Origin of the sequence: Nonomuraea sp. NPDC050310 (assembly GCF_040655795.1) — a bacterium.
In the GTDB taxonomy this organism is placed as follows: domain Bacteria; phylum Actinomycetota; class Actinomycetes; order Streptosporangiales; family Streptosporangiaceae; genus Nonomuraea.
Genome location: NZ_JBFAKP010000011.1, coordinates 201,442 through 220,901 on the forward strand (window position 1 = coordinate 201,442; position 19,460 = coordinate 220,901).

Below are 19,460 nucleotides of genomic sequence, written 5' to 3' on the forward strand. Positions count from 1 at the left end.
ATGCTTGCGTCAGCGCCACTGCCAGGCGTGATCGACGGGGCCGATGCCGGAGCCGAGCGGGAAGCCGAGGCCGATGGCCCCGGTGACGTACCGCTTGGCCGACCCGACCGCCTCCGGCACGTCCTGGCCGAGAGCCAGATACGAGGCGATGGCCGAGGCCAGGGTGCAGCCGGTGCCGTGGGTGTGCCGGTTGTCCAGGCGCTCGGCGCGGAAGCGGTGCTCGCGCTCCCCGTCGGTCAGCAGGTCGACCGGCTCGCCCGGCAGGTGACCGCCCTTGACCAGCGCCCAGCGCGGCCCCAGGGCCAGCACGGCGTCGGCGGCCCGGCGCAGGTCGCGCTCGTCCTCGACCTTGATCGAGGTGAGCTGCTCGACCTCCCACAGATTGGGCGTCACCACGGTCGCCACCGGCAGCAGCCGCGTCCGGAGCGTGTCGACCGCCTCGGGCGCGAGCAGCGAGTCACCGTGCTTGGAGACGCCGACCGGATCGACGACCACGGGCGCGTCGTAGGCGGCCAGCGCGGCGGCGACCGTCTCGACCAGCACGGGCGAGGCCAGCATGCCGGTCTTGATCGCCTGCGCGCCGATGTCGCCCAGAACCGAGTCGAGCTGGGCGCGCACGGCCTCGGGAGGCAGTTCCCAGTACCCCTGGACGCCCAGCGAGTTCTGTGCCGTCACGGCGGCGATCACGCTCATGCCGTGCACGCCGAGGGCCAGCATGGTCTTGAGGTCGGCCTGGATCCCGGCGCCACCGCCGGAGTCGGAACCGGCGACGGTCAGCACGCGGGGCGGGGTGAGGGAGGACACGCCTCCTATCCCATCACACACTCCGCGCCGACCACGCCGCAGGTCTGGGGCGTCTCGGCCGTGCCGTACACCCCGATGGTGACCGACACCGACTCGCCCGCCGACAGCTCGCCGGGCAGGTCCAGGATGAGCAGGTCGCCGTCCTGCATCCACGACGAGGCGCCCTCGACGTCGTACACCTGGCCGCTGAGCGGCAGCGAGACGGTGGCCGCGGAGAAGGGCTTGGCGCTCTCGTTGGTGACCGACAGCCGGGCGGTGTAGCTGGAGTCGCGCTCGCGCAGGACGCTGAAGCCGACGTTCACCGCGCCCTGGCGCGACGATTGCTGGAACGGGGCGGCGGACTCGGTGCTGAGGGGCGTCACGGCTTCTGAAGGACCTTCCTGGGCTTCGGGCAACTGGTGGGACGGGGTGCTGGACTCCTGCGGGGTGCTGTCGTCCTTGTCCGCTTCCTCTGCCTCGATGGTCGGGACAGGGGTCTGTTTCAGCTTGGTCTTGCTCGGCTTCGGGACCGGGGTACGGCGGGGCGAGCGTTGCGAGGTGACGGTGGGCTTGGGGGTCGGGCCGGTGGTCTCGGTGGCCGGGTCCTCGTCGGGGGCGGCCTCACTCTCGTCGGCGGCCGGGGAGGTCGTCACCGGGGCGGCGGCCTGCTTGGCGGCGGTGCAGGTGTCGCCGGTGCAGTTCGCCGGGGTGGCGGAGCTCATCATGCGGACGCCGGCCACGGTGCCGCCCAGCACGACGGCCACCGCGGCCACGGCCAGGACCGCGGCCTTGCCCTTGCCCTTGCCGCGCGGGTCGTCGCCGCCGCCGTCTCTCGGTGGGCGGCGGCGGCCTCTGCCTCGTCTGGGCGGGTCGCCGGCCAGGTTCTCCTCGCGGGACCAGCCTTCTTCGGGGCGGGACCAGTTCTCGCCGTCCAGGAAGCCGGTGGGCGCCTCGGCCCAGGCGGGCACGGCCGCGGTGGGGGCGGCGGCGTCCGGGGAGGACGGGAAGGTGTCCGGGGACTCCAGGAACGGGCCTGAGGACGTCGGGAACTGGCCTGAGGATGCCGGGAAGGGGCCCGAGGACGTCGGGAACTGGCCCGTGCCGGGCTGGGTGGACTCGACGCGGCTGCCCGCGACCTTCACGTCGCCGGGCGCCGGCGGCGGCCCCTCCTGCACGGGCCACCCGGGCTCCTGCGGGGGCTGGGCGGGCTCAGGGCTGGGCCAGGAGGGCTGGGTGCCGGTGCCGGACGACTGCCAGGCCGCCAGCGGCGCGGTCTCCTGAGCGGGCCACCCGGTCTGAGGCCCGGGTTCCGGCTGCGGCCAGGCGGCCTGAGAGGCCTCGGACCGAGGGGCCTGGGCGGGTTCCGGCCAGGGGGCCGGGGAGGGCTGGGGCCAGGGGGCCGGGGTGGTGGGGCCGGCGGGTGGGGGCGGAGCGGCGGCCCATTGGCCGGTCACCTCGACCTGGTCCGGCGGTTGCGGCCAGCCGGGCTGCTCGGAAGCAGCAGACGCCGCGGGCGGAATCCAGAACGCCCCCGTGGAGATCGGGTCCTGCGGATATTCGCTCTCCGATCCACCAGTGCCATGGCGGCCCATAGTCGACCTTTCTGCCGGGTACGGTGGCCGCCCATCTTCATAACACCTTTACTACGCCTTTGTCACAACTTTCCCGGCAGTATCCGGCGCCTCAACGGAAGTGGTCCCACCCACCGGAGACCGCAGCACGCCCGCTGACCTGCACTCCAGCCCCTTCCACCACCCGCCCGACCACCGTCCAGGCGTCGGTGAGGGGTATGTCACACGGAAACACCGCCGCGAGCGCGTGGTCCTCTCCCCCTGCCAGCACGAGGTCCAGCGGATCGACCCCGAGCCGCTCGGCCGCCGCCCGCACCGGCTCGGCGACCGGCAACGAGGCGGGCTCCAGCACGATGCCCACCCCGCTGGCCGCCGCGATGTGCCCGAGGTCTTGGACCAGCCCGTCACTGACGTCGAGCATCGCGGTGGCGCCCAGCACCGCCGCCTCCGGCCCCTGCGCATAGGGCGGGCACGGCCGCCGGTGCGCCTCGACGACCTCCCGCGAGCCGCCGGCCCCCGAGACGCCGGCCCCCTCCCGCTCCAGCAGCGCCAGTCCCGCCGCGGCCCACCCCAGCCGCCCGGCGACCGCGACGACCTGCCCGGGTCGCGCTCCCGACCGCAGCACGGGCGCCCGCCCGCCGAGGTCACCCAGCACGGTCACCGAGACCACCACGAGCGGCCCGCGGGTCACGTCACCGCCGGCCACGCTCGCCCCGACCAGGTCGCACTCGTCCCGAAGCCCGTCGGTCAGCTCCTCCAGCCACGCCACCGGAAGATCGGCGGGCAGCGCCAGCCCGACCACGAGCGAGGTCGGCACGGCCCCCATGGCAACGGCGTCGGCAAGATTCTGTGCTGCGGCTTTACGTCCTACGTCGTACCCGCTGGACCAATCGCGACGGAAATGCCTACTCTCAAGCAACAAGTCCGTTGACACGACAATGCGCCCGTCAGGGGCGCTGACCATCGCGGCGTCGTCGCCGGGTCCGAGCAGGACGCTCGCGCCTTGCGGCAGGCGTCCGGTAATGCGAGCAATGACACCAAATTCGCCGAGTTCTCCGACTGTGATGGCATGCCTCCTGACAATGGACGTTCTGGGTGCCTTCGCTTCGCTGCGGATCCATCACAGGGTACGGTGGCCCTTCGGCGTGATCCAATTGCCCGGGAGGACGCAATGGTGCAGGCCTACATCCTGATTCAGACCGAGGTCGGCAAGGCCGCCGACGTGGCCAGGGAGATCGCGAGCATCTCCGGGGTGACCCAGGCGGAGGACGTCACGGGTCCCTACGACGTCATCGTCCGCGCGGAGGCCAGGAATGTCGACGAGCTCGGCAAGCTGGTCGTCGCCCAGATCCAGGGCGTGGAGGGCATCACCCGCACGCTGACGTGCCCTATCGTCCATATATGAGGGTGATGCGGGGGGCTGCTCTCCTGGTGCTGCTCGGGTTCGCCGCCGGGTGCGGCGGAGCCGTACAGGTGGAGCCGCCCGTCCCGGAGGGCGAGGCGGCGGCGGCCTGCGCGCGCCTGGCCCCTCTCCTGCCCGCCGAGCTCGACGGGTCGGCCCGCGGCCGGTCGGAGCCGGAGTCGCCGTATGTCGCCGTCTGGGGGGACGGCGAGATCGCGTTGCGCTGCGGCGTGCCCCGGCCCAGCCGGATGGAGCCGACCGACCAGCTCATGGAGATCGACGGGATCGGCTGGTTCGCCGACCCCGCCACGCCCACGCTCTTCACCGCCGTCACCGACGCCGCCTACGTCGAGGTCACCGTGGCCCGCAACCACCAGCCCGCCGAGGTCCTGGTGGACCTCGGCAAGCCGATCGGGTCAGCGCAGACCGGGTGAGCGCGCCAGCGCGAGCTGGATGAGCCGGTCGACCAGCTCGGGATAGGTGATCCCGGAGGCGCCGAGAAGCTGCGGCGCGACCGACAGCGAGGTGAAGCCGGGCATGGTGTTGATCTCGTTGAAGATCACCTGGCCGGTCGGGGTGTAGAAGAAGTCCACCCGCGACAGGCCCTCGCAGCCCAGCGCCTCGAAGGCGCGCACGGCCAGCTCCCGCACCCGCTCGGCGACCTCGGCCGGCAGGTCCGCCGGCACGTCGAGGCGCATCTGGTCGGGGTAGTACTTGGCCTCGAAGTCGAAGAACTCCTGGCCGCCCTCGACGATCACCTCGCCGGGCTGGGAGGCGATGGGCGGCTCGTCGCCGGGCGACTGGAGCACCGCGCACTCGATCTCGCGGCCCGGGATCGCCGCCTCGACCATCACCTTGGGGTCGTGCTCGCGGGCGAACTCGATCGCCGTCTCCAGCGAGGCCGCGTCTTGCGCCTTGGAGATGCCCTGGGAGGAGCCGGCGCGGGCGGGCTTGACGAAGACCGGCCAGCCGAGCTCCTCGACCTCCTTGAGCACGCGCTGGCGGTCGAGCCGCCAGTCGCGGTCGCGCACCACGACGTACTTGCCGACGGGCAGCCCGGCGGCGGCGATCACCGTCTTCATGAAGGCCTTGTCCATGCCGACCGCGCTGGCCAGCACGCCGGAGCCGACGTAGCGCACGCCGGCCATCTCCAGCAGGCCCTGGATGGTGCCGTCCTCGGCGAAGGGGCCGTGCATGACCGGGAAGACCGCGTCCACCGCGCCCAGCTCCACTGGGATCGTGCCGGCCTCGAAGGCGACCAGCTCGCCGGAGGGCAGGGCCAGGGCGGCGCCGGTCTCCTGCACGACGGGCAGCTCGCCGTCCTCGATCGCGTAGCGCTGCTCGCCCGAGGCGAGCAGCCATCTGCCGTCCTGGGCGATCCCGATCGGGATCACCTCGTACTTGTCATGGTCGATCACCTCCAGCACGCTGCCGGCCCCCATGAGGGAGACAGCGTGCTCGGAGTTACGACCTCCGAAAACGACAGCTACGCGTGGCTTGCTCATGTAACCCGAATCTACACTCCGTACCGCTCCGGCTTGGGTGAGCGCGACATGAGCAGAACGCCGGCTTCGGCCGGAGCCATCCCGTCATGGACCACTCCGACGACGACCTCGGTGATCGGCATCTCCACGTCGTGCTTGCGAGCCAGCTCCAGCACGGACTCGCAGGACTTGACGCCCTCGACCGTCTGCTTGCTGGAGGCGATGGCCTCCTCCAGCGACATGCCGCGGCCCAGCTTCTCGCCGAAGGTGCGGTTGCGCGCCAGCGGCGAGTTGCAGCTCGCGATGAGGTCGCCCATGCCGGCCAGGCCGGCGAAGGTGTGCGGGTCGGCGCCGAGCGCCGCGCCGAGGCGGGAGATCTCGGCCAGGCCGCGGGTCATCATCAGCGCGCTGACGTTGTCGCCCATGCCCATGCCCTGCGCCACGCCGATGGCCAGCGCGATCACGTTCTTGATCGCGCCGCCCAGCTCCACGCCGATCACGTCGGGGTTGGTGTAGGCGCGGAACCACGGCGGCACGTGACACGCCTCCTGGAGGCGCTCCATCACCCGCTCGTCGGGGCAGGCGACCACGGTGGCCGACGGCTGCCCGGCGACGATCTCGCCGACCAGGTTGGGCCCGGAGACCACCGCGACCCGCTCGGCGGGCACCTCGGCGACCTCCATGATGACCTCGCTCATCCGCTTGGTCGTGCCGAGCTCGATGCCCTTCATCAGGCTGACCAGGACGGCGTCGCCGGGGATGGCCGGCTTCCACTGCATCAGGTTGCCGCGCAGCGTCTGCGAGGGCACCGCCAGGACCAGGAAGTCGGCGCCCGCCAGCGCCTCGGCCGGGTCGGTGGTGGCGCGCAGCGTGGGCGGCAGGGCGATGCCGGGGAGGTACTCGGGGTTCTCGTGCCGGTCGCGGATGGCCTCGACCACCTCGGCCCGGCGGCCCCACAACGTCGTCTCGACCCCGGCCCTCGCCATGATCATCGCGAAGGTCGTGCCCCAGGAGCCGGTGCCGAAGACCGCCGCCCTAGTCATTCGGCGCCTCCCACGGCTGGTCGGGGGCCTTCTCACCGCGCAGCTCGGCGAGCTGGGTCATGATCGCCATCATGATGTCGTGCGTGGCGTCCTTCAAGACCTTGCCGCGCATCGGCTGGCCCTCGTACTTGGACAGGTCCACCGGCTCGCCCACCGAGACGCGGAAGGTCTTGCGGGGGAAGAGCCTGAGCTTGGTCGAGCCGTAGGGCAGCAGCTCCTGCGCGCCCCAGTGGGCCACCGGGATGACCTTCGCGCCGGTCTCCAGCGCCAGCCGCGCCACGCCGGTCTTGCCGGCCATCGGCCACAGCTCCGGGTCGCGGGTGCAGGTGCCCTCGGGGTAGAAGAGCACCGCCGCGCCGTCGCGCAGCCGCTGCCGGGAGATCTCCAGCGACTTGGCCGCGTCGGTGCTGCCCCGGTAGACCGGGATGGCCAGCAGCGAGCGCACCGCCTTGCCCAGCACCGGCACGGTGAACAGCCCCGACTTGGCGAGGATCACCGGCCAGCGGCCGTTGTTGTAGAGGAAGTGCGAGATCAGCACGGGATCGGTCCAGGACAGGTGGTTGGCCGCGATGATCAGGCCGCCCTGCCGGGGGATGCGCTCCCCGTGCCGCCAGTCCTTCTTGATCAGCAGCCGCGACAGCGGTTTGACCACCACGACGGCCAGCCATTCCCAGAACCGGGTCGGGCGCACACGACCGCTCACTGACTTCCTCCGAACCTCAACGGGACAGCGCCCCCAAGTCTCCCTGTTGCTCAGCAGACATGTCGAGGCGCGATGCTTAAGCCTATGAGCAACCGCTGGTCCCTGGTCATCCCGGTGAAGACCCTGGTCGCCGCGAAGACCCGGCTGGCCGCCGCGCTGGGTCCGCACCGCGAGCGCCTGGCCGTCGCCATCGCCTGCGACACCGCCTCGGCGGCACTCGCCTGCCCCGCCGTGGCCCGGGTAGTCGTCGTCACCGCCGACCCCCTGGCCGCGGCCCCCCTGTCGGCGCTGGGCGCCCTCGTCGTGCCCGACCCCGACCGCGGGCTCAACACCGCGCTCCGCACCGGGGCCGCGCATGCCGTACGGCTGGCGCCGGACGACCCGGTCGGCGCGCTCCAGGCCGACCTGCCGGCGTTGCGCCCTGCGGAGCTGGCCCGCGTCCTGGAGCTCGACTTCGAGCAGGGCTTCGTCCCCGACGCCCAGGAGGTCGGCACCACCTTCTACGGCGTACGGCAGGGCGTCCCGTTCACCCCGCGCTTCGGCGGCGAGTCGCGGGCCAGGCACCTGGCCGGCGGGGCCAAGGAGCTGGCCGCGGCCGGCATCGACTCGGTGCGCAGGGACGTGGACACCCCCGACGACCTGCGGGCCGCCGTGGCGCTCGGGGTGGGCCGGCACACCGCCTCAGTCCTGGCGGACCTGGAGCTTGCGCACTGAGGGCGCCGCCACGATCGGCAGGTGCGCGACCGACACCACCAGGCAGGTGATCCAGAGCACCTGGTGGATCGGAAGCGCGCCGGCCAGCACGCCGCCCAGCAGGCCGCCGAAGGGCATCGCGCTCCACATCAGGAAGCGCATGCTGGCGTTCATCCGGCCGCGCAGGTGGTCGGGGGTGACGAGCTGCCGGTAGCTGGACTGGCCGACGTTGAAGACGACGGCGGAGACGAGCCCGAGGAAGCCGCCCAGCGGGTAGAGGACGAGCTGCCAGCCCGGTCCGCTGAGCGGCATCAGCAGCGGGAAGAGCATCGACAGCGCGGCTCCGCCGTACATGGCGGGTCCGAAGCCGTGGCGCTCGACCACCTTGGGGGCGAGCACGGCGCCGGCCACCCCGCCCAGGGCGTAGGAGGACAGGATCAGGCCGTAGACGCCGGCGCTGAGCTTCAGCTCGCCGATCAGGTAGAGCGGCTGGACGACCGCCCACAGGCCGTTGGAGAGCATGGCCAGGGCCCCGACCACGGCCACGCGCCGCAGGACGGGGTGGCCGAGCACGTACCGCACGCCTTCGCCCAGTTCGGCGCGCAGGCTGCGGCGCTCCTCGCGGGGCGCGGGCGTCTCCTTCGCCCGCACGCCGCGCAGCAGCAGCGCCGACAGCAGGTAGGACACGGCGTCGGCGAGGATGGCCAGCGGTCCTGACAGCACCTGCACCAGCCAGCCGCCGAGGCCGGGCCCGGCGACGCCGGCGACCGAACGGCAGGTCTCCAGCGCGCCGATGCCGCGCGGCAGGTCCGACTTGGCGATGACGGAGGGCAGGAAGCTCATGTGCGCGACGTCGAAGAAGACCGTGCACACACCCATGACCAGGGCGACGGCGAAGAGCTGGGCCAGGCTCAGCACGCCGAGCAGGTGGGCGACCGGGACACTCAGCAGCGCCAGCGCGCGCACCAGGTCGGCGACGACCAGCACCGGACGGCGGCGCATGCGGTCCACCCACACGCCCGCGGGCAGGCCGAGCACCAGGAAGGCGATCATCTCCGCGGTGGTGATCAGGCCGAGCTGCAGCGGGGACGCGCCCAGCGTGAGGTAGGCGACCAGCGGCAGCGCGACCAGGGTGACCTGGGTCCCGAACTGGCTGAGCACGTCTGCGCCGAGATAGCGGCGGAAGGCGGGGATACGCCAGATGCCCGGTTCGTCTGTCACGAGCCGCGATCCTCCGATGCTCGCCGGGCGAGGTCAACCGAATTACGCTGGCAGGGTGCAGGCTACGGTCAGGACCTTCGATCCGCTCACCCGCTCGGGCTCGGTCTTCCTCGACGACGGGACGGTGCTGGAGTTCGGTTCGCGCGCCTTCGACGCGGGGCCGCTGCGGCTGCTCAGGTCGGGGCAGCGGGTGAACCTGGTGGCTCGCGGCCAGGAGATCACCTTCATCACGCTGTCCACCTTCCCGGTCCCCGACTGACCGGCCTACAACGCGAAGACGCCCGGACCGTGGACCGGTCCGGGCGCCTCCAACGCGCTGCTACTTCTTCTTGGCGGCCTTCTTGCCGCCGTCGTTGACCAGTTCCTTGAAGTCGGAGCCGGGACGGAACTTGGGCGCCCAGCTCTCGGCGACCTTGATCTCCGCACCGGTCGAAGGGTTCCTGGCCGTGCGAGCCGGCTTGTGGACCATCTCGAAGGCGCCGAAGCCGGTGATGGAGACCTTGTCACCGCTCGCGACCGCGTTCTGGATGGCCTCGAGAATCGCGTTCACGGCCTCGGTGGCCGTCTTCTTGTCGCCCACGCGGCCGGCGATGGCGTCGACGAGTTCCCGCTTGTTCATCTATCCCCCTGGTATGGAGCGGGGTTCCAGCACAGACGTCAACGAAGAAACCCCTTACGCGCTCGAAATTAAGGCTGATCGCGGGGGAACTCAATCACCGAGCGTGTTTTCTTGGGCGCGTGGCGTGTCGTCCACTTCGGCCAGAAAGGCGTCCAACCGGGCCGAGGCGCGGGCCGGATCGTGCTTGGCGAGGTCGCAGATCGTGATGAAACGCCGCTGCATCCCGGGTGGGAGCAGGCGGACGCGGCGGTGCGCCTCGCGCAACCGCCGCGCCAGAGAGTCGTCTTCTAGACGGTCGTCGGCAGCCATGGCTGCCGACCATTCTCGTATGCCGTGATGTCGTCGGCGTGACGCAGGGTCAGCCCGATGTCGTCGAGGCCCTCCATCAGCCGCCAGCGGGTGTAGTCGTCGATCTCGAAGCTCCACGCCTGGCCGCCCGCGCGGACCTGGCGTTCGCCCAGGTCGACGGTGATCTCGGTGGCCGGGTCCGCCTCGACCAGGTCGTGCAGGTGGTCGACGACCTCGGCGGGCAGGACGACCGGGAGCAGGCCCATCTTGGTGGAGTTGTTGCGGAAGATGTCGCCGAAGCGGGCGGCGATGACGGCGCGGAAGCCGTACTGCTGGATGGCCCAGACGGCGTGCTCGCGCGAGGAGCCGGTGCCGAAGTCGGGACCGGCCAGCAGGACGCTGGCGCCGGCGTAGCGCTCCTGGTTGAGGACGAAGGCCGGGTCCTCGCGCCAGGCGGAGAACAGGCCCTTCTCGAAGCCGGTGCGGCTGACCTGCTTGAGCCAGACGGCCGGGATGATCTGGTCGGTGTCGACGTTGCTGCGGCGCAGCGGCACCGCCGTACCGGTGTGGGTGGTGAAGGCGTCCATGGGGCGGGTCTCCTAGGCCAGGTCGGCGGGGGCGGTCAGTTTGCCGGTGACGGCGGTCGCGGCGGCGACCTGCGGCGACACCAGGTGGGTCCGGCCACCCTTGCCCTGGCGGCCCTCGAAGTTGCGGTTGGAGGTGGAGGCGCTGCGCTCGCCCGGCTGGAGGGTGTCGGGGTTCATGCCCAGGCACATCGAGCAGCCGGCCTGGCGCCACTCCGCGCCGGCCTCGGTGAAGACCTTGTCCAGGCCCTCCTTCTCGGCCTCCAGCTTGACCAGCATGGAGCCGGGGACGATCAGCGTGCGGGTGCGGACCTTGCGCCCGCGCAGGATGTCGGCGGCGGCCCGCAGGTCCTCCAGGCGGCCGTTGGTGCACGAGCCGACGAAGACGGTGTCCACCTCGACCTCGCTGAGCGGGGTGCCGGCGGTCAGGCCCATGTACTGCAGGGCGCGCTCGTCCTCGGAGTTGCGCGGCGCCGGGATCGGCGTGTTGAGCGGGGCGCCCTGGCCCGGGTTGGTCCCCCAGGTGACGAACGGGCTCAGCGTGGAGGCGTCGATCTCCACGACCGTGTCGAAGACCGCGTCCTCGTCGGTCTGGAGCGTCCGCCAGTACTCCACCGCGGCGTCCCAGTCGGCGCCCTGCGGGGCGTGCGGGCGGCCCTTGAGGTAGGCGAACGTGGTCTCGTCCGGCGCGATCAGGCCGGCGCGGGCGCCCGCCTCGATGGACATGTTGCAGATGGTCATCCGGCCCTCCATGGAGAGCTTGCGGATGGCCTCGCCGCGGTACTCCACGATGTAGCCCTGGCCGCCGCCGGTGCCGATCTTGGCGATGATGGCCAGGATCAGGTCCTTGGCGGTGACGCCCACCGGCAGCTCGCCCTTGACCTCGATCGCCATCGTCTTGGGGCGGTAGGCCGGGAGCGTCTGGGTGGCGAGCACGTGCTCGACCTCGGAGGTGCCGATGCCGAAGGCGATGCCGCCGAAGGCGCCGTGCGTCGAGGTGTGGGAGTCGCCGCAGACGATGGTCATGCCCGGCTGGGTCAGGCCGAACTGCGGGCCGATGATGTGCACCACGCCCTGGCCGGCGTCGCCCATCGGGTGCAGCCGGATGCCGAACTCGGCGGCGTTCTTGCGCAGCGTCTCGACCTGGGTCTTGGAGACCGGGTCAGAGATCGGGCCGAGCACGGTCGGCACGTTGTGGTCCTCGGTGGCGATGGTGAGATCGGGCCTGCGCACGCTCCGCCCGGCCAGCCGAAGGCCGTCGAAGGCCTGAGGACTGGTCACCTCGTGGATGAGGTGCAGGTCGATGAAGAGCAGGTCGGGCTCACCTTCGGCACGTCGGACGACGTGCTGCTCCCAAACCTTCTCCGCCAGTGTGCGGCCCATGATCTCCTCCTTGAGAACCGCCGACTTGCTTTCTCGTATGCTGAGACGGCAGTATCGGTGTATGGACAACTCTAGCGGAGTCGGCGTACTCGACAAGGCCGTTTTGGTGCTCAATGCGCTGGAGGCGGGTCCCGCCTCGCTCGCGCAGCTCGTCGCGGCGACCGGACTGGCCAGGCCCACGGCCCACCGGCTCGCCGTCGCGCTGGAATTCCACCGGTTCGTCTCCCGTGACACCCAGGGGCGGTTCGTGCTCGGCGCGCGGCTGTCGGAGTTGTCCACGGCGGCCGGGGAGGATCGCCTGCTGGCCGTGGCCTCGCCGGTGTTGACCCAGCTCAGGGACCTTACCGGCGAAAGCGCACAACTCTACCGCCGCCAGGGCGACGAGCGGGTGTGCGTGGCCGCCGCCGAACGGGCCAGCGGGCTGCGGGACACCGTGCCGGTGGGCTCGGCGTTGCCGATGCTGGCCGGGTCGGCCGCGCAGATCCTGCTCGCCTGGGAGGAGCCCGACCGCCTGCACCGCGGATTGCGTGGCGCGAAGTTCACCGCGGCCACCCTCGCCTCCGTACGGCGGCGCGGCTGGGCCCACAGCGTGGGCGAGCGGGAGCAGGGCGTGGCCAGCGTCTCGGCTCCCATCAGGGGAAACGGTGGCAAGGTGATCGCCGCGGTCTCGGTCTCCGGTCCCATCGAGCGGCTGACCCGCACCCCCGGGCGGCTGCACGCGGTGCCGGTCATGGCCGCCGCGGAGCGCATCACGGAGGCCATGCGGCGCTCGTCCTGAGAAAATCGAGTGCGCGACGCACTAGCCTGGTCGGGTGACAGATCGCATCGAGGTAGCCGCCACTGAGCTGCGACCCCTGCTCGAGGAGTTCATCGTCTGGGCCCGCCACAACGTGCCCGACTGCTCGCCGGATCTCGTCGGGCCCGCCGCGCTGTGGCACCGGCTGGCCTTCTCCGACGACGTCCGCACCTGGAAGAGCGAGGACCTCCGCGGGCTCCTGCTGGACCGCCTGCCTCAGGTGATCGACGACCCCGACGCGGCCGCCGACGGTCTCGTCCACGCGCTCGATGCCTACCTGACCTTCCTGTCCGGGACGGGGCGCCTGTCGCCCGAGTCCGACCCGGTCGACCAGCTGCGCGGCGAGCTCCTCGATCTCGAGGACGAGTTCGTCGACGCGATGGAGGAGATCGAGGTCGAGGACGAGGAGGACGACGAGGAGGAGGAGTACACCGACCTCGGTGACTTCGAGCTGTTCGCCGACGAGCTGGCCGACCTGCCGGTCGTCCGGCTGCGCTCCGACGCCGAGCTGGCGGACGCGGCGCGTGCCGTACCGCTCATCGCCAAGGCCCGCGACCTGGCCCTCTGGGTCGGCCCCGCGCGCCGGGTGGGCGAGGAGAGCCTCCTTTCCGACGACGAGGTCGAGGAGGCGCTCGCGGTGGTCGGGCTGCCCCGGCCCGCCGCCTCCGGGCCGCTGGCCCAGGCGGTCCCGCAGCTCTGGAGCATCTGGAACCTCGCGGTCGACCTGGAGTTCCTGGAGCCCGGCGACGACGAGACGGTCAGCGTCCGCGCCGACACCGCCGACTGGCCCTTCGACGACGACGATGACGTGCTCGACGCCTGGTCGCAGGGCCTGCACTCGGTCGACTACGCCGACCCCGAGCTGCCCGACGACGACTACACCGAGGCCCTGACCGGGCTGACCCGCGGGCTGCTCATCCGGCTCCTGCTGGCCGGCGGCTCCGCCGAGATCGCCGCGCTCCGCGCCGGCCTCGCCTCCGCCGCCGCCGAGCTCGACGACCTGGGCGCCGACGCCTGGGCCGCCGCCACCGAGCTGTACGGTGACCCGCTCGCCCCGGTGATCGACTGGCTGGTCGGCTACGGCATGGTGAGCGTCACCAAGACCACCGCCACGCTCACCCCGCTGGGCGTCGACGGCGTGGTCCACCTGGTGGACGACGCGGACATCGACATCGACGCCCGCCCGGCGATCGACACGATGAGCGCCCTCGACCTGCTCTCGCTCAGCGCCGACCTGCCCGAGGAGGAGGCCGACGCGGAGCTCGCCGCCTGGATGGAGCTGCGCGACCCGGCCAAGGCCGCCTCCGAGCTGCTGGACGCCGCCGCCTCCGACGCCAGTGACGCGCTGATCCGGGTGCAGGCGGCCAGCGTCGTCGGCTCGCTCGGCGAGGCCGGCATCCCGGCCTGGCGGGCCGCGCTGGCCCAGCCCTCGCTGCGCCCCTACGCGGCCACCCACCTCACCCAGCTCGGGGTGGCGGACGCGCCGGAGCCCACGCAGGAGGACACCCACTGGCTGATCCTGGACATGTGGACGATCTCCGCGGGCCTCGGCCGCGAGGAATTTGTCAGCAGTTTGCAGGACATCGGGCCCGACCTGCTCGACGGGCTGCTGGAGGTCGTCTGGCGCATCCCCCACGCGCACGTGGAGGAGCTGCTCGACCTGATCTCCCAGGTGCACCCCGACCGCCAGGTGGCCAAGGCCGCCAAGCGGGCCCTGTTCAAGGCCCGTTCCGCGGCCGGCAGGTGAGCCGCTAGGCCACGTCGCCGTCGAGGTAGAGCCAGGCGCCGTCCTCGCGGGTGAAGCGGCTCTTCTCGTGCAGCTCGCCCTCGGCCCCGCGGTGGCTGTAGCGGGCGGTGAAGGTGACCGTGCCGGTGCTGTGGAAGGCGCTGCCCTCGGTGGTGGCCTCGATCTCCAGCCCGGTCCAGCGCATCCCCCGCTCCAGGCCCACGCGGGCGGGGCGGGTGCGGGGGTGCCAGGTGCGCAGCAGGTACGGCTCGTCGCCGAGGGCGAAGGCGGTGTAGCGGGAGCGCATCAGCGCCTCTGCGGTGGGGGCGAGCCTGCCCGCGTGGTAGCGGCCGCAGCAGTCGGCGTAGGTGGCGGGCAGGCCGCAGGGACAGGGCGCGGTGGCTCGGGACATGCTCCCATTGTCGCCGGACCGCGCGCCCGTCTTGTCGCCGGACCGCGCGCCCGTCCGAGCAGGTCGGACCGCGCGCCCGTCCGAGCAGGTCGGACCGCGCGCCCGTCCGAGCAGGTCGGACCGCGCACCCGTCCGGGCCGGTCAGTCCACGGGCACCAGGTCGGGGCCGAGCAGCCGGCCCTGTTCGGGGTGCGGGTGGGCCTGGTCGTGGTGGGAGTGCACGGCGTACCACACGACCACGTTCGCGCCGTTGATGTTCTCGCTGTTCAGGAACCGGTTGAGCATCGCGCGGTTGCGCGGGTCCGGGTCGCCGTCGTACAGCTCGGCCGGATGGTGCCGCAGGAACCACAGGTCGGCGATGCCGTAGGCGTCGGCGGTCCCGTCGAACTCGCCGGGGTGGATCTGCCAGCCGGCCCCCGAGGACTTGTCCCGCACCTGCCACCAGCGGATGTTCGGCCGCCGCTTGCGCGAGGTCTCACGGACGATCGGCTCGGGGACCGGCACCAGCTCGCCGGTCTCGTTGACCTGCTCGACCAGGTCGTTCTCGGCCCCGGCGACGTCGAAGTCGAAGCGCCAGTAGGCGTGGTGGCGGTGGACCTTGCAGGTGTGCTCGTTCTTGGTGGCGGCGAAGCCGAAGCGGGGCTTGATCGTGCCGTCGTCGGTCAGCCGCCAGTCGGAGGAGTAGCGGTACCAGCCGGCTTCGAGCTCGCTGACGATGCGCAGCTCCTCGCCGTCGTGGTGGAAGGCCACGCCCTGGAAGTTGCCGGCGTCGGTGCTGGGCCGTTCGAGGATGGTCTGCGGCGGGCGCGGGCACAGCCGCCAGCCGCGGCCGACCGGCTCCGTGCCGTTGGCGGAGAACTTGGTCTCGATGCTGACGCCGTCGCGGAAGGTCTGGTCGATGGTGAGGTACTCGACGTTGAGGATCGGCAGGTGCGCCTGGCGCAGCACCAGCCGCCCCCGGTAGCGGACGTTGCGGAGCTCGACGCCGCCGCCCATGCCGGTCTGCGGGGCCGAGGCCCGCGGGCGCACCACGACCAGGTTCCACAGCTCGGTGCCGCCGCGCAGCACCCGCACCCGGACCTGGTCGGGGCCCGACTCGTCCCAGACACCGCCGACCGCGTCCGGGACGCTGTCCTCGCAGTCGTGCATCGGGTGCAGCACCACCCCGGCCGGCGTCCAGTCCACCTCCCCGGCCAGCGGGTCGACGGCGACGATGCGGTGCCGGACCCCGGTCGGGTCGGAGGGGGTGTAGATGCCGAGCGTGGGCCGGCGGACGGTGGTGCCGTCCGGCCGTTCGAGGTCGGCCAGCGGCGGCATGGGCCGGTAGACCAGCACGTCGTCACCCGCCGGGAAGCCTGGGTCGGCGCGCAGGATCTCCGCCGCCGCCTCCTGCTCGGCGGGCGTGGGCCAGGGCCGGTGCGCGCTCGGTCGCACCTCGGCCCGCTCGGGCGCGTCCAGCGTGCCCCGCAGCTCGACGCCGCGGTTGCCGACCGGGTCGAAGACCGTCGCGCGGAACGGCGCGTCCGGGCCCGGGTCGTGTCCCAGCGGTACGGCAGGCGAAAGGTGCAATCGCGCCGCGTCGGCCACCTCCAGCTCGGCGAGGACCTGCGGGTGGGCGGTGACGACCTGGCGTAAGTCCTCGGCGCTGAGCCCGGCCTTGGGCACGGCCTCCAGCAGGACACGGATCTCATCGGACACGGTTTTCCCCTTGATCGACGATTGGGCCCCCGTGCCCTTCCTACCCCGGCGGGCCACCGAGCGGAAGACGTCGAAAGCGCGAACAAAGCGGCGACCCTCATCGTGGCTGCACGACGAAGGGAGCAGGACATGCGCAAGATCGGGAGTATCGCGGTGGCGGCGCTGGCGGCGGCCGGGGCCCTGGCCGTCGCCGGGCCGGCCGCCGCCGAGCCGAGCCAGTGCGGGACCAGGACCTCCGACTCGGGAGGCGGTGGCGACTGGGACGCCGGCGTGCACCCCAACGGCCGGTACCTGTCCTACATCTACGGCACCTGGTACAACTGCGGCGGCTCCGGCACCGACCGGGTCCGGGTCCGGATCGACTACGCACCCGACGGGCCCTGCCTGTCGGTGCCCGCGCGGTCGGCGCTGAGCTGGTCGACGACGCTGCAGTACCCGGGACTGGAGATGCGGCCGCGCTACGCCGGCTGGTACCGCTGCTGAGAAACCGAGGCTGAGAAACCGCTGCTGAGAATGCGGAAAGCGCAGCACCCCGTGGGAGTGCTGCGCTTTCGTTGGTAGTCCCGACCGGATTCGAACCGGCGCTACCGCCTTGAGAGGGCGGCGTCCTAGGCCACTAGACGACGGGACCAAGCTTGTGAACGACGATCTGAGTAGTCCCGACCGGATTCGAACCGGCGCTACCGCCTTGAGAGGGCGGCGTCCTAGGCCACTAGACGACGGGACCGTGTCACAAAAGACAACCCTTGCGAGGCCGTCTAGCTGGGGTACCAGGACTCGAACCTAGAATAACTGAACCAGAATCAGTCGTGTTGCCAATTACACCATACCCCACCGAGTCACTCCCGTTTCCCTCGCGGGACCCGGAGCGCTTGGCGACGTCCCAAACAATAGCCGACGTTGGCGCGTGACACCAAAACGATTGCCGGACCCGGTCCACGCGGTGCTATTGCACGTGCGGCAGCGTGCCAAGCTAGAGGGGACAAAATCACCCCGTGAGGAGCCCGAGCGTTGACCGACAACCCGTTCTTCGCACCCAGCGGCCTGCCGTACCAGCTACCGGATTTCGCCTCGATCCGCGAGGAGCACTTCCTGCCCGCCTTCGAGCGTGGCATGGCCGAGCACCTGGCTGAGGTCGACGCGATCACCTCCAGCGGCGAGGCGCCGACCTTCGACAACACCATCGCCGCGCTGGAGCGCTCGGGGCAGATCCTGCGCCGCACGGCGACCGTCTTCTTCAGCCTCGCCTCCTCCGACGCCACGGACGGCATCCGCGAGATCGAGAAGGAGATCGCGCCGCGGCTGACCAAGCACAGCGACGAGATCAACCTCAACCGCGAGCTGTGGGCCCGGATCAAGCAGGTCGCCACCGAGGACGCGGAGGAGGCCTGGCTGCTGGAGCGCTACCGCACCGACTTCATCAAGGCCGGCGCCGACCTCGACGAGGCGCAGCAGGCCCGCCTCAAGGAGCTCAACGAGAAGCTGTCCACCCTCACCACGGACTTCTCGCAGAATGTGCTGAAGGCCACGTCCGAGTCCGCGCTGGTCGTCGAGGACGCCGCCGAGCTCGACGGGCTGGACGAGGCGCAGATCAAGGCGATCGAGAAGGACGGCAAGTACGTCCTGCCGCTGCTCAACTACACCAACCAGCCCGCGCTGGCGCAGCTCACCAACCGGGCGACCCGCGAGAAGCTGTACACCCTCAGCGTCGAGCGCGCGCCGGAGAACTTCGAGCTGGCCGCCCGGATCGCCGAGATCCGCATCGAGCGGGCCAACCTGCTGGGCTACCCCGACCACGCGGCCTACATCGTGGCCGACCAGACGGCCAAGACCGTCGACGCGGTCGAGTCCATGCTCGCCCAGCTCGTCGGCCCCGCCGTACGGAACGCCAAGAAGGAGGCCGAGGCGCTCGAGGAGCAGGCCGGCCACCCGATCGAGCCGTGGGACTGGTCGTTCTACACCGAGAAGGTGCGCAAGGCGCGCTACGACCTCGACGAGGCGGCCATGAAGCCGTACTTCGAGCTCGGCCGGGTCTTCGACGACGGCATCTTCTTCGCCGCGACCAAGCTGTTCGGGATCACCTTCACCCCGCGTCCCGACCTCAGGGGCTACCACCCGGACATGAAGGTCTGGGAGGTCTTCAACGAGGACGGCTCGGCGATCGGCCTGTTCCTGCTCGACCCGTACGCCCGCCCCACCAAGCGTGGCGGCGCGTGGATGAACAACCTGGTCGACCAGTCGTTCCTGCTCGGCGACAAGCCGGTGGTGATGAACAACCTCAACATCACCAAGCCGGCCGAGGGCCCGACGCTGATGACGTTCGACGAGGTCGAGACCGCCTTCCACGAGTTCGGGCACGCGCTGCACGGCCTGTTCTCGCAGGTGCGCTTCCCGCGCGTCGAGGGCACCAGCGTGCCGCGTGACTTCGTCGAGTACCCCTCGCAGGTCAACGAGATGTGGGCGACCTGGCCGGAGATCCTGGCCAACTACGCCAAGCACCACGAGACCGGCGAGCCCATGCCGGCCGAGCTGATCGACAAGATGCAGGCGGCCGAGCAGTTCAACCAGGGCTTCGCGACGCTGGAGTACCTCAAGGCGACGCTGCTCGACTGGTCCTGGCACCGCCTGGCCACCGGCCAGACGGTCGCCGACGCCCGGGCCTTCGAGGACGAGGCGCTGCGCGCGGCCGGCGTGGACTTCCCGCTGGTCCGCACCCGGTACCGGACGAACTACTTCCTGCACATCTTCTCCGACATCACCGGCTACAGCGCCGGCTACTACTCCTACATCTGGAGCGAGGTGCTCGACGCCGAGAGCGTCGAGTGGTTCAAGGAGAACGGCGGGCTCAAGCGGGAGAACGGCGACCACTTCCGCAAGACCCTGCTCTCGGTGGGCGGCAGCATGGACGCGCTGGCCGCCTTCCGCGCCTTCCGTGGCCGCGAGCCGCGGATCGAGCCGCTGCTCAAGCGCCGCGGCCTGGTGTAACGACGTGGCGTGAACTCTTCTCGGGGGCGGCGGTAAGTACCCATGACCGCTCACCCCCGAGAAGGGTTG

General features: G+C 71.4%; 21 protein-coding genes and 3 tRNA genes. 8 read left to right on the forward strand and 16 right to left on the reverse strand.

The features are described from left to right. Positions 1 to 9 precede the first annotated feature (9 nt). The 3 genes from thiD to AB0I67_RS25210 form a co-directional block, all read right to left on the reverse strand. Positions 10 to 813, reverse strand: coding sequence for a bifunctional hydroxymethylpyrimidine kinase/phosphomethylpyrimidine kinase (gene thiD / locus AB0I67_RS25200; RefSeq protein ID WP_357927917.1), 804 nt, complete (start codon positions 811 to 813; stop codon positions 10 to 12). Then, positions 810 to 1,958: a hypothetical protein gene (locus AB0I67_RS25205; RefSeq protein WP_357927841.1), complete on the reverse strand. Its 1,149-nt coding sequence runs from the start codon at positions 1,956 to 1,958 to the stop codon at positions 810 to 812. Before AB0I67_RS25205 ends, thiD begins: the two co-directional genes overlap by 4 nt. Before the next feature lie 508 nt (positions 1,959 to 2,466). Beyond that, positions 2,467 to 3,438, reverse strand: a complete 972-nt coding sequence (locus AB0I67_RS25210) for a thiamine-phosphate kinase (RefSeq protein ID WP_357927919.1) — start codon at positions 3,436 to 3,438, stop codon at positions 2,467 to 2,469. 87 nt (positions 3,439 to 3,525) lie between these two features. Here AB0I67_RS25210 and AB0I67_RS25215 point away from each other — a divergent pair, with 87 nt between their 5' ends. Both AB0I67_RS25215 and AB0I67_RS25220 read left to right on the forward strand, forming a co-directional pair. Then, entirely contained in the window at positions 3,526 to 3,759 is a 234-nt protein-coding gene (locus AB0I67_RS25215) for an Lrp/AsnC ligand binding domain-containing protein (RefSeq protein ID WP_357927842.1), read from the forward strand. Next, positions 3,756 to 4,190 carry a DUF3515 family protein gene (locus AB0I67_RS25220; protein WP_357927843.1) on the forward strand — a complete coding sequence of 145 codons (435 nt, stop codon included), beginning with the start codon at positions 3,756 to 3,758 and terminating at the stop codon, positions 4,188 to 4,190. The genes AB0I67_RS25215 and AB0I67_RS25220 overlap by 4 nt, the downstream gene beginning before the upstream one ends. Here AB0I67_RS25220 and AB0I67_RS25225 read toward each other — a convergent pair. The 3 genes from AB0I67_RS25225 to AB0I67_RS25235 are packed head-to-tail and all read right to left on the reverse strand — an operon-like array spanning position 4,173 to position 6,986. Next, on the reverse strand, positions 4,173 to 5,261 hold the full coding sequence (locus AB0I67_RS25225; RefSeq protein ID WP_357927844.1) for a D-alanine--D-alanine ligase family protein: 1,089 nt from the start codon (positions 5,259 to 5,261) through the stop codon (positions 4,173 to 4,175). The two genes, AB0I67_RS25220 and AB0I67_RS25225, sit on opposite strands and share 18 nt — an antisense overlap. Before the next feature lie 11 nt (positions 5,262 to 5,272). Further along, positions 5,273 to 6,283 (reverse strand): NAD(P)H-dependent glycerol-3-phosphate dehydrogenase, encoded by a 1,011-nt coding sequence (locus tag AB0I67_RS25230; protein ID WP_357927846.1) that lies wholly within the window; start codon positions 6,281 to 6,283, stop codon positions 5,273 to 5,275. Further along, positions 6,276 to 6,986, reverse strand: a complete 711-nt coding sequence (locus tag AB0I67_RS25235) for a lysophospholipid acyltransferase family protein (protein WP_357927847.1) — start codon at positions 6,984 to 6,986, stop codon at positions 6,276 to 6,278. The genes AB0I67_RS25230 and AB0I67_RS25235 overlap by 8 nt, the downstream gene beginning before the upstream one ends. A gap of 84 nt (positions 6,987 to 7,070) precedes the next feature. Between AB0I67_RS25235 and cofC the strand changes: the two genes are divergently transcribed. Further along, positions 7,071 to 7,700, forward strand: a complete 630-nt coding sequence (gene cofC / locus AB0I67_RS25240) for a 2-phospho-L-lactate guanylyltransferase (protein ID WP_357927849.1) — start codon at positions 7,071 to 7,073, stop codon at positions 7,698 to 7,700. Here the strand turns inward: cofC and AB0I67_RS25245 are convergent. After that, positions 7,668 to 8,900, reverse strand: coding sequence for an MFS transporter (locus AB0I67_RS25245; RefSeq protein WP_357927851.1), 1,233 nt, complete (start codon positions 8,898 to 8,900; stop codon positions 7,668 to 7,670). The genes cofC and AB0I67_RS25245 overlap by 33 nt on opposite strands. Positions 8,901 to 8,955: 55 nt before the next feature. Between AB0I67_RS25245 and AB0I67_RS25250 the strand changes: the two genes are divergently transcribed. Further along, positions 8,956 to 9,159: a hypothetical protein gene (locus AB0I67_RS25250; protein WP_357927853.1), complete on the forward strand. Its 204-nt coding sequence runs from the start codon at positions 8,956 to 8,958 to the stop codon at positions 9,157 to 9,159. Between the two features lie 60 nt (positions 9,160 to 9,219). Here AB0I67_RS25250 and AB0I67_RS25255 read toward each other — a convergent pair whose 3' ends face one another. The 4 genes from AB0I67_RS25255 to leuC form a co-directional block, all read right to left on the reverse strand. After that, positions 9,220 to 9,519: an HU family DNA-binding protein gene (locus tag AB0I67_RS25255; RefSeq protein WP_357927854.1), complete on the reverse strand. Its 300-nt coding sequence runs from the start codon at positions 9,517 to 9,519 to the stop codon at positions 9,220 to 9,222. A 90-nt stretch (positions 9,520 to 9,609) separates the two neighbouring features. Next, positions 9,610 to 9,828, reverse strand: coding sequence for a hypothetical protein (locus AB0I67_RS25260; protein ID WP_357927855.1), 219 nt, complete (start codon positions 9,826 to 9,828; stop codon positions 9,610 to 9,612). Beyond that, positions 9,807 to 10,394, reverse strand: a complete 588-nt coding sequence (gene leuD / locus AB0I67_RS25265) for a 3-isopropylmalate dehydratase small subunit (RefSeq protein ID WP_357927857.1) — start codon at positions 10,392 to 10,394, stop codon at positions 9,807 to 9,809. Before leuD ends, AB0I67_RS25260 begins: the two co-directional genes overlap by 22 nt. Positions 10,395 to 10,406: 12 nt before the next feature. Continuing rightward, positions 10,407 to 11,774, reverse strand: coding sequence for a 3-isopropylmalate dehydratase large subunit (leuC, locus tag AB0I67_RS25270; RefSeq protein WP_357927858.1), 1,368 nt, complete (start codon positions 11,772 to 11,774; stop codon positions 10,407 to 10,409). A 61-nt stretch (positions 11,775 to 11,835) separates the two neighbouring features. Between leuC and AB0I67_RS25275 the strand changes: the two genes are divergently transcribed. After that, a complete protein-coding gene (locus AB0I67_RS25275) occupies positions 11,836 to 12,552 on the forward strand; it encodes an IclR family transcriptional regulator (RefSeq protein ID WP_357927860.1) in 717 nt (238 codons plus the stop codon). 34 nt (positions 12,553 to 12,586) lie between these two features. Continuing rightward, on the forward strand, positions 12,587 to 14,317 hold the full coding sequence (locus AB0I67_RS25280) for a hypothetical protein (RefSeq protein ID WP_357927861.1): 1,731 nt from the start codon (positions 12,587 to 12,589) through the stop codon (positions 14,315 to 14,317). A gap of 4 nt (positions 14,318 to 14,321) precedes the next feature. Here the strand turns inward: AB0I67_RS25280 and AB0I67_RS25285 are convergent, their stop codons facing one another. Together AB0I67_RS25285 and AB0I67_RS25290 are read right to left on the reverse strand one after the other, a co-directional pair. After that, positions 14,322 to 14,708 (reverse strand): YchJ family protein, encoded by a 387-nt coding sequence (locus AB0I67_RS25285; protein WP_357927863.1) that lies wholly within the window; start codon positions 14,706 to 14,708, stop codon positions 14,322 to 14,324. Positions 14,709 to 14,849: 141 nt separating this feature from the next. Next, a complete protein-coding gene (locus AB0I67_RS25290; protein WP_357927865.1) occupies positions 14,850 to 16,406 on the reverse strand; it encodes a hypothetical protein in 1,557 nt (518 codons plus the stop codon). A gap of 129 nt (positions 16,407 to 16,535) precedes the next feature. Here AB0I67_RS25290 and AB0I67_RS25295 point away from each other — a divergent pair, with 129 nt between their 5' ends. Beyond that, on the forward strand, positions 16,536 to 16,889 hold the full coding sequence (locus AB0I67_RS25295; protein WP_357927867.1) for a hypothetical protein: 354 nt from the start codon (positions 16,536 to 16,538) through the stop codon (positions 16,887 to 16,889). A gap of 72 nt (positions 16,890 to 16,961) precedes the next feature. On the opposite strand, the gene AB0I67_RS25300 is transcribed toward AB0I67_RS25295, so the two are convergent. The 3 genes from AB0I67_RS25300 to AB0I67_RS25310 form a co-directional block, all read right to left on the reverse strand. Continuing rightward, positions 16,962 to 17,037, reverse strand: a tRNA-Glu gene (locus AB0I67_RS25300). Positions 17,038 to 17,060: 23 nt separating this feature from the next. Further along, positions 17,061 to 17,133: transfer RNA gene (locus AB0I67_RS25305), tRNA-Glu, on the reverse strand. 35 nt (positions 17,134 to 17,168) lie between these two features. Then, positions 17,169 to 17,240 (reverse strand) — tRNA-Gln (locus tag AB0I67_RS25310). 177 nt (positions 17,241 to 17,417) lie between these two features. Between AB0I67_RS25310 and AB0I67_RS25315 the strand changes: the two genes are divergently transcribed. Beyond that, a complete protein-coding gene (locus tag AB0I67_RS25315; protein ID WP_357927869.1) occupies positions 17,418 to 19,391 on the forward strand; it encodes a M3 family metallopeptidase in 1,974 nt (657 codons plus the stop codon). Positions 19,392 to 19,460: the final 69 nt, after the last annotated feature.